The organism is Streptomyces sp. YS-3 (genome assembly GCF_045257485.1).
Classification (GTDB): Bacteria; Actinomycetota; Actinomycetes; order Streptomycetales; family Streptomycetaceae; genus Streptomyces.
On record NZ_JBJHPC010000280.1, the window covers coordinates 1 to 9,247 of the forward strand.

General features: G+C 73.3%; 7 protein-coding genes. 1 reads left to right on the forward strand and 6 read right to left on the reverse strand.

Features of this window, described 5'->3' with window-relative positions:
• Nucleotides 1-70: 70 nt before the first annotated feature.
• On the forward strand, nt 71-2,170 hold the full coding sequence (fusA, locus tag ACJA3G_RS21825) for an elongation factor G (protein WP_406554706.1): 2,100 nt from the start codon (nt 71-73) through the stop codon (nt 2,168-2,170).
• Between the two features lie 73 nt (nt 2,171-2,243).
• On the opposite strand, the gene ACJA3G_RS21830 is transcribed toward fusA, so the two are convergent.
• The 6 genes from ACJA3G_RS21830 to ACJA3G_RS21855 all read right to left on the reverse strand — a co-directional run.
• Complete coding sequence (locus ACJA3G_RS21830) at nt 2,244-2,903, reverse strand: peptidylprolyl isomerase (protein WP_406554707.1); 660 nt, start codon at nt 2,901-2,903, stop codon at nt 2,244-2,246.
• 206 nt (nt 2,904-3,109) lie between these two features.
• Nucleotides 3,110-4,051, reverse strand: coding sequence for an AraC family transcriptional regulator (locus ACJA3G_RS21835; RefSeq protein WP_406554708.1), 942 nt, complete (start codon nt 4,049-4,051; stop codon nt 3,110-3,112).
• A gap of 35 nt (nt 4,052-4,086) precedes the next feature.
• On the reverse strand, nt 4,087-5,010 hold the full coding sequence (locus tag ACJA3G_RS21840; protein ID WP_406554709.1) for an NADP-dependent oxidoreductase: 924 nt from the start codon (nt 5,008-5,010) through the stop codon (nt 4,087-4,089).
• A 139-nt stretch (nt 5,011-5,149) separates the two neighbouring features.
• Nucleotides 5,150-6,268: a glycoside hydrolase family 26 protein gene (locus tag ACJA3G_RS21845; RefSeq protein ID WP_406554710.1), complete on the reverse strand. Its 1,119-nt coding sequence runs from the start codon at nt 6,266-6,268 to the stop codon at nt 5,150-5,152.
• Nucleotides 6,265-8,013 carry a glycosyltransferase family 2 protein gene (locus ACJA3G_RS21850; RefSeq protein WP_406554711.1) on the reverse strand — a complete coding sequence of 583 codons (1,749 nt, stop codon included), beginning with the start codon at nt 8,011-8,013 and terminating at the stop codon, nt 6,265-6,267. Before ACJA3G_RS21850 ends, ACJA3G_RS21845 begins: the two co-directional genes overlap by 4 nt.
• 124 nt (nt 8,014-8,137) lie before the next feature.
• Nucleotides 8,138-9,247, reverse strand: a 1,110-nt coding sequence (locus tag ACJA3G_RS21855) for a PQQ-binding-like beta-propeller repeat protein (protein ID WP_406554712.1), incomplete at its 5' end; no start/stop codon positions are given.

The following is a 9,247-nucleotide window of genomic DNA, read 5'->3' on the forward strand; positions in this document are numbered from 1 at the left end:
GTGCGGGCCCCCGCTTCTCGTCCGGGAATCGCGCTGCCCGAAAACACCTCGCACCGAAAGGCCCCGGGCCGTGCGCACCAACCTCCGACCCCACTCCACCCGTTCCCTGACCGCCGTCCGCAACCTCGGCATCCTCGCCCACGTCGACGCCGGCAAGACCACCGTCACCGAACGCTTCCTGTACACCACCGGCGCCACCCACAAACGCGGCGAGGTCCACGACGGCACCACCGTCACCGACTTCGACCCGCAGGAGCGCGACCGCGGCATCACCATCTTCGCCGCGGCCGTGAGCTGCGATTGGGACGGCCACCGGATCAACCTCATCGACACACCCGGCCACGTCGACTTCTCCGACGAGGTGGAGCGCTCACTGCGCGTGCTGGACGGCGCCGTCGCCGTGTTCGACGCGGTCGCGGGCGTCGAGCCGCAGAGCGAGTCGGTGTGGCGGCAGGCCGACCGGCACCGGGTGCCCCGGATCGCGTTCGTGAACAAGCTGGACCGCGCGGGCGCGGACCTGGACACGGCGGTCGCGTCGATCCGGGACCGGCTGCACACCGTCCCGCTCGTCGTCCAGCTGCCCATCGGCCAGGAGGACGGCTTCACGGGCGTGGTCGACCTGGTACGGATGCGCGCGCTCGTGTGGGCCGCGGACGGTGGGGCGTACCGGGAGCACCCGGTCCCCGACGAGCTGCGCGCGCGGGCGCTGCGCCGCCGCCGGCTGCTGGAGGAGACCGTGGCGGAGCTCCACCCCGTCGCCCTGGAGGAGTTCTGCGCCGGGGCGGCACTGCGGGACGACACCCTGGCGGCGGCTCTGCGCGACCTCACGCGCGGGGGCGAGGGCGTCGTGGTGCTGTGCGGCTCGGCGTACCGCAACCGGGGGATCGAGCCGCTGCTCGACGCCGTGGTGGCCTATCTGCCGTCCCCGCTGGACGTGCCTCCCGTACGGGGCACCCTGGACGGGGAGGTGCTGGAGCGGGCCGCCGACCCGGCCGCGCCCTTCGCCGGGCTGGTCTTCAAGGTGACGGCGACCGCCACCGGCCGCCTCACCTACGTGCGGGTGTACGCGGGAACCGTCGGGAAGGGGGACACCGTGCTGGACGCCACGGCCGGGCGCACCGAGCGCGTGGGGCGCGTCCTGCGCGTACAGGCGGACCGGAACACCGAGGTCGACCGGGCGGCGGCCGGGGACATCGTCGCCCTGGTCGGCCCCAAGTCGGCGCGCGCGGGCGCCACTCTGTGCGCCCCGGGCGCCCCGGTGGTCTTCGAACCGCCGTCCGTCGCCGCGCCGGTGGTGTCGGTGGCGGTCGAGGCGCGCCGGAGCCTCGACACGGACAAGCTGGCCACCGCGCTCGCCCAACTCGTCGAGGAGGACCCCTCACTGGCCGTACGGACCGATCCGGAGACCGGGCAGACGGTGCTGTCCGGGATGGGCGAGCTGCATCTGGAGGTCGCCGTGGAGAAGATCCGCCGCGCCCACGGCCTGGAGCTCGGCGTCGGTCCGCCGCAGGTCGCCTACCGCGAGACGGTCGTCCGAGGGGTGACCGGACTGCTGTACCGGCATGTCAAACAGGAGGGAGGAGCAGGACAGTTCGCCCATGTCGTCCTCGACGTGGAGCCGCTGGAGACGACCGCCGGAGCCACCGGCGGCGCAGGGGAGGGCTTCGTGTTCCGTTCGGCCGTCACGGGCGGGCGGGTGCCGCAGGAGTACGTCCGCGCGGTCGAGGCCGGGTGCCGGGACGCGCTGGCCGGTGGACCTCTCGGCGGCCATCCGGTCACCGGGCTGCGGGTCACGCTGTCCGACGGCGCCACCCACTCCAAGGACTCCTCGGAGATGGCGTTCCGCACGGCGGGGCGGCTGGCGCTCCGCGAGGCCCTGCGGGCGAGCACGATGGCGCTCCTGGAACCGGTCATCGAGCTCACCGTCACGGTGCCCGACAGCGCGGTCGGCGCGGTCCTCGGTGATCTGGCGGCCCGGCGCGGCCGGGTCGGCGGATCGCTCGCCCGGGCGGGCACCGCGGTGGTCACCGCGACGGTGCCGCTGGCCGAGCTGTTCGGCTACGCGTCCCGGCTGCGCGGTCGCACCCAGGGCCGGGGCACCTTCACCACGCGGCCCGCGGGGTACGCCCGCGTCCCGGCCGGGGTGACGGACACCCTGCTGACCCGCTGAAACCCGCTGAGCCGCGCGATGGCCCCGCCCTTACCCGGGCGGGGCCATCCCGGCACGTCGGCTCGGCCCGGAGCTACCTGTTCTTGATCTGTACGCGCTTGATGTTCACCGGCAGCGTCGGGAACCCGTCACCGGGCCCGTTCTGGTCGTCCTCGCCGCCCGCGGCGATCTTCTGCAACACGTCGAGTCCGGCCGTGACCTTCCCGAACGGCGTGTAGGCCGGGGAGAGTTTGGTGTCCTTCCAGACGAAGAAGAACTGGCTGCCGTTGGTGTTCGGCCCGGCGTTGGCCATCGCGACCGTACCGGCCGGATAGGTGGCGCCGGTGAGGTTCTCGTCGGGGAAGGAGTAACCCGGGCCGCCGCTCCCGGTGCCGGTCGGGTCGCCGCACTGGAGCACATAGATCCGGGCCGTGGTGAGCCGGTGGCAGTGCGAGCGGTCGAAGTAGTCGCGCTGGGCGAGGAACTTGAAGGAGTACGTGGTGCACGGGGCCTTGTCCGTGAGCGCCCGGAAGGTGATGGCGCCCTGGCCGGTGCGGAGGGTGGCGCTGTACGGCTTGGCGGCCTTAACCGGGTCGAAGACCGGTATCCCCTTGAAGTTGTCCGCGGGCACGGCCGGTGTGTAGGCGCAGGTCGTGGGCGCGGGTGCGGTGGGGGAGGCTGCTGCGGCCTGCGTCGCGGCGCCGAGCGGTAACAGGGCGGCAGCGGCTAGCAGGGCGTACGGCTTACGGAGCACGGAAGCGGTCCCTTTCGGATCGACACCGGACGGGGTGTGCCAGGGCCATGGGTGTGTCATGGCCGCCTCATCCTGCCCGCTGTGGCACGCGCCATGCGCGGGACCGGCCCCCGTGGAGGCCCCGCGCATGGCTCTGTCCGTACGACGGTGTCCGCCACCGGTGACGGGGCCGCGAAAGTACGCGGGCCGAGAGCGCGTCGGCCGGATCAGGCCGCCGTCCTGGCCTGACGCCGGTAGCCGCCGGGCGCGAGGCCGTACTCCCGCTTGAAGGCCTTGGCGAAGGCGAACTCCGAGCCGTAGCCGGTGCGCGCCGCGACCGAGGTGAGGGGGGCGTCGCTCTCGCGCAGCAGCCGCGCGGCCGTCGTCATGCGCCAGCGCGTCAGATACGCCATCGGGGGCTCGCCCACCAGCGTGGCGAACCGCCGGGCGAACGCGGCCCGGGAGAGCCCGGCCCGCTCGGCCAGCGCCTCCACCGTCCACGCCGCCGACGGGTCGTCGTGGATCGCCGCCAGGGCGGGCGCCACGGCCGGGTCGCCCAGGGCAGCCGCCCACCCCCGCGCGGTGGTGGTCGGCTGGTCGTCCAGCCAGGCGCGCAGGATGTAGAGGAGCAGGGAGTCGATCAGCGTCGGCACGATGCCGTCCGAGCCGACGCGCGGGTTCTCCAGTTCCGAGCCCAGGAGCTGGACGGCGGCGCTCAGTTCGGGGTGGCGGCCGTGCCGGGTCTCCAGATGGATCACCTCGGGCAGCTGGTGCACCAGGGGGTGCGGGCGGCCCTGGTCGAGGTGGTAGTTGCCGCACAGCAGACTCGTCTCGGGCCCCTCGCCGCCGACCGTGACCGATCCGATGGGCGAGCCCTGGTCGCACTGCTCGGCCCTGGCCTCCTCGGCCACCGTCGAGGGGTGGTCGGCGAGGATGTGGCCGCGCCCGTCCCGCAGGAAGACCACGTCCCCCGGGTTCAGCGGTATCGGCTCCAGATGCGGTGGCGCGTCCTCCAGCGGGACCAGCCAGCACGTCCCGTACAGCACCACATGGAATCCCGCGCCCGCCACCGGGGGCAGCCGCAGGCCCCAGGGGGCGCGGCCGTTGGTCCGTACGGACGCCGGGTGTCCGGTGCGCATCGAGGCCAGCGCCTCGGTCAGGATGTCCATACGGTCCCGCCCCTCTCCTCCACGGCCCTCCACTGTCAGACCGTCAGGACAATCTTGCCCTGGACCTGCCCCGAGCCGACCAGTTCGTGTGCCTTGGCGACCTCCGCCAGCGGGAAGGTCTCCTGGACGTACGGACGGATCAGGCCCGCGTCCACCAGCTCGGCGATCGCCTCCAGCGCCGCCCGGTCCGGCTCGACCGACACACCCGCGAAACGCCGTCCGGCCGCCTCGACGCGCGCGGCCACCTCCGCGTCGTGGTGCTCCAGGATGCTGATCAGCACACCGCCGGGGCGCACCGCGGCGACGGAGAGGTCGGACTGCGCCGTGGAGTCGAGGAGGATGTCGACCTTCTCGACCGCCTCGGTGAAGTCGGTGGTGCGGTAGTCGATGACCTCGTCGGCCCCGAGGCCGCGCACGAAGTCGTGGCGGGCCGCGCTCGCCAGGGCGGTCACCCGGGCGCCGCGCGCCTTGGCGATCTGCACGGCGAAGTGCCCGACACCGCCGGCCGCGCGCTGGACCAGCACCCGGTCGCCCGCCTTGACGTCTGCCTCGCGCACCAGCCCCTGCCAGGCGGTGAGGGCCGCGAGCGGTATGGCGGCGGCGTGCACATGGTCGAGGGAGGCGGGCTTGAGGGCCATGTGGCCGGCGGGCACGGCCACGTACTCGGCGTATCCGCCCGCCGCGCGCGGGAAGAGCGGCATCCCGTACACCTCGTCGCCCACCGCGAACCCGGCGCCGGGGCCGACCTCCTCGACCACACCGGAGACGTCCCAGCCGACCGAGAACGGGGGCTCACCGAGCAGCGGGAAGGCACCGGCCCTGACGGCCACGTCCACGGGGTTGATCGCCAGGGCGTGGACCTTGACGAGGATCTCCCCGGCCCGCGGCACGGGCCGGTCGGTCTCGACGACCTCCAGGACCTCGGGGCCGCCGACGGACTTCTGGATGACTGCGCGCACGGTAACTCTCCCTGAATGGTGTTCTCTTGGCTGATGTCCTCAACCCTAGGGAGATCGAACGAGCCGCAGAATGGCCTTCCGTCTCACGTATATGTCCCAGCGTCTCGCCGCCCGGTGCTTCCGGCGGGGACCGGCCGGCTCAGCGCAGCCGGGGCGCGCTGCCCGGCTCCCACCGCTGCTGGTAGCGGGCCGCCGAGGCGCCCGCGGCGAAGGCGGCCGAGGACGCGGGGGAGGTGCCCACCCGCCAGTCGATCTCCTTCACCGCCTGGTACCAGATGACGCCGATGACATCGCGGTGGCGGGGCAGGGCGCGGAACATACCGGTGATCCACTCGGCCTTGCGCCCGGCCGCGTCGGTGGCGCCCACCTCGGTGACGACCAGCGGTTTGCGGGTGAAGCGGCGCAGTTCTTTGAGGGACGGGGTGAACAGGGCCTCGAAGGACTGGTAGTTCTCCTTGCCCACGGTGCCGTAGTACCCGGACAGACCCACCCAGTCCACATAGGCGTCGCCGGGGTAGAGCCGGGCCAGCGGGGTGGAGTTGGTGTAGCTGATGTTGGGGCTCCACACCCACACCGCGTTGTGCGCGCCCGCCGCGTCGAAGATCCGGTGGACGTGGCGCCACGCCTCGACGTACTCGCCGCGGCTGTTGGCGTTGGACTGCTCGCACCACGGGTACCAGTAGCCGTTCATCTCGTGGGCGAGGCGGATGGCCACGGGGTAGCCCAGCGAGGCGATACCGCGCGCCCAGGAGCGAACGTACGCGTCGAAGTCACCGTCGATGATCCGCGACAGACGGTACGCGGGCTGCTCGCCGCGCAGCCGGGGCTCCGCCGCCTCCTCGCGGTGGTCCCACGGCTCCCAGGCGACCATCGGCAGCATGCCGCGTTCTGCCACCCGGTCCAGGGCCGCCGCGTCGAAGCGGTCGTGTGCCCAGTCCGCCGAGAACTCGAAGACCTGCGGGCGGTGCCCGGTCTGGCGGGCGAAGTCGGCGGCCTCCGTGAAGTCATGGGTGCCCTGGGAGGTGAAGACGCCGAGGAACGCCTTTCCGGGGGCGGGGAAGGGAGCCGGGACGGAGGTTTTGGGGTGACGGGTCGCCTCGGCGCCGGGCAGCCGGGTGGTCGGGGGCAGCACGGCGTCGGCACGGGCCGCCGCCGCGCGGCGGCCCCGGTCCGCGACGTCCGGCGCGACCTGGAAGGTGTACCAGCACAGGGCGACGGCGCAGAGCAGCACGAGCACCCTCGGCGCGGTGACCCTCACCGGTCGGCCCTCGCCGTGCGCAGCCGCGCGGAGAGGCCGTCGGCCAGGGCGAGGAGCGGCGGCGCCGAACCGGCCGCCAGGCACAGCAGCGTCCAGACCCGCATACCGGTGTAGTCGTGGTGGTGCGTGAAGCTGACCACCAGCAGTCCTGCGGCCACCAGCGCCCACAGCAGGTGCAGCCGGAACGTGCGCGGCGACTCCGAGCTGCGCAGCTCGCCCTTGGCGGTGACGACGTACGCGAGCGGGCGGCGCAGCAGCGCGTTGACCGCGGCGGCGATGTACACGGGCCCGGCGAAGAGGGTCAGCAGGATTCCCGCCGTGCCGATCTCGCGCCGCTCGTGCTCGGCGAGGTGGAACCGGCGCAGCCACAGCCACAGGGCGAACGACCCGGCCATGCCCGCCGACCACAGCAGGAACCAGGGCAGGCCCGGCAGTTGGATGGAGGAGATCCCGAGCAGCATGTACAGGGCGGTGGCGAGGGTGCCGAGCGCCAGGTTCACCGCGATGCTGGGGTAGTAGAACTGCACCAGGTCGTACAGCAGACGCTGGCGGGGCCTCAGTCGGATGCCGCGCCGCAGACGGGGGTTGAGCTTGATCTCCCAGATGCCGTACGCCCAGCGCTTCTGCTGGTTGAAGTAGTCGGTCCAGGTCGTGGGTCCCTCGCCCACGGCCACCACGTCCGGGGTGTAGACGCCCTTCCAGCCGTTGCCGGTGGCGGGGTTGGTCGTGCCGTGGACGCGCATGCTCGTCAGATGGTCCTCGATGATCGAGTCCTGGTAGCCGCCGATCTGCCGCCAGGCGGCCACCCGGTAGAGGTGGTTGGTGCCGATCAGCAGGGGGGCGTCGAGGCCGTTGGCGCCCCGCTCGACGATGCTGCTGAACAGGTACTGCTGCACGGAGGCGCCATGGGCGACCCAGTTGTCGTACGCGTTGCCGTACACCTGGGGGGCGACCACGAACGCGGTGTCGGGGTCGTGGAAGTAACCGAGGGTCCGCTCCAGGAAGCACGGCAGCGGCACATGGTCGGGGTCCATCTGCGCCACCACGTCGTACCGGTCCTCGTGCTCGGCGCGCCACGCGTTGTGGTTCCCGGACTTGGTGCGGGCGCGGAACGGCCCCGAGGGCCGGTTGTACTCGGGGCGGTTTCTGCGGCTGAAGTGGTGGACGCCCAGACGCGCGGCCATCTGCCGGACCGCCGGGTCGTCGCCCTCGTCCAGGATCCACACATCCACCGCACACTCCCACCGCTCCACCTCCAGCATCGCGCGCAGGGTGCGCTGGACGACGGCGAGCGGCTCCTTTGCGGGCACGATCGTCGTCAGCAGGGCGACCCGCAGCTTGGCCGGCGGGGTCATCGGGATGGGGTCGCGCGCCCGGAAGGCGAACACCCAGATCGCCACCGCCTGCACGACCTTGATCGCCTCGACCGCGACGACCAGGCAGAACCCGACCCGGGCCAGACACAGCCCGCAGCCGCCCAGCCCCGTCACACCGGGGCCCGGCACATGCTCGGGCAGGAGCAGCCAGCCGATGAAGGCGAGGTCGGCGAGCGCGGTCGCGGTGACCAGCGCCGTGAGCGAGATCCGGTCACCCGTGCGCAGGACGGAGAGGTACGCCACCGCCCGGCGCGGGTTGGCCAGCGGGCCGCAGCCCCGCGCCGCACGCCGGTAGGCCGTGACGGCCGACGCGTTGCGACGGGCCCTCTTCTCGGCGCGCGCGTCCAGCCGGGATGGATGTCCGGACATGTTCCCCCCTGCTGACCGACACCGTCACGACGGTGTGAACAGGCCGCTACTGGCGGTGAGTAGGACAACCGTCGGCCGGTGTCCGGTTCCCGCCCCCCGGCGCGGTCGGGTGTTCGGGCGCGCGTCAGAGGCGCACGGCGTAGAGCGCGCTGTCGTCGCAGCCGAAGTACACCGTGTCCTCGGTGATCGTCGGGGAGTGCACCGGAGCGGGGGCGAGATGGCTCCAGAGCTGCCGGCCCGTCGCCGCGTCGAGCGCGTAGAGCCTGCCGTCGTCGCTGCCCACGCACACCACGGCGCCCGCCACCGCCGGGGCGTGCACGTCGCCGGCCGCCGGGAACGTCCAGCGGGTCCTGCCGGTGGCGGCCTCCAGCGCGTACAACCGCTTGCCGCCCCCCACGTACACCAGCCCGCGCGCGACCGCGGGGCCGGCGCCCACCGACGCCCCCTGGAAGCGCCAGACCTGCTGTCCACGGCCCGCGTCGACCGTGTACAGGCCTCCGTCGGTGCTGCCGAAGTGGACGAGGCCGCCTTCGACGGCCGGGACGCCGGAGACGGCGCCGCGGGTGGTGAAGGCCCACCGCTTCTCGCCGGTGGCCGCGTCCACCGCGTACAGGCTGGTGTCGCTGCTCCCCACGTACACCGACTCGCCCGCCACGGCGGGGGAGTGCGTGTCGTTGCCCGCGGTGAAGGCCCAGCGGCGCTCACCGGACGCCACGTCCACGGCGTGGAGCCGGTGGTCGGCACTGCCCACATAGGCCACACCGCCGGTCACCACGGGAGTGTGGACGATGCCCCCGGTGGTGTACCGCCAGCGGATCGCCCCCGAGCGCGCGTCGAAGGCGTACAGGACGCGGTCGTCGCCGCCGAGATAGACGCCGCCGCCCAGCACGGCGGGCGCGGAGCCGATGGCCCCGCCGGTGGTGTACGCCCAACCGCGCCGCCCGTCGGCCGCGTTGAGCGCGTACAGGGTGCCGTCGTTGCTCGCGGCGTAGACCAGGTCACCCGCCACTCTCGGATACGACAGGACCGTGCCCGTGGTCGCGAAGCGCCAGCGCGTCGACCCGGCCCCGGGCGAACCGCCGCCGTGGGACAGCGCCCAGCCGGCCGCCGCGGCGCCACCGGCCGCCAGGACGCCGACCGCCGAGTACAGCACCCGCCGACGGCCCACCGGCGGGCCCGGCAGGTCCGGCGGTGGGCCGTCGGCGGGTGCTGTACTCGGCGGTCGGCGTCCTGG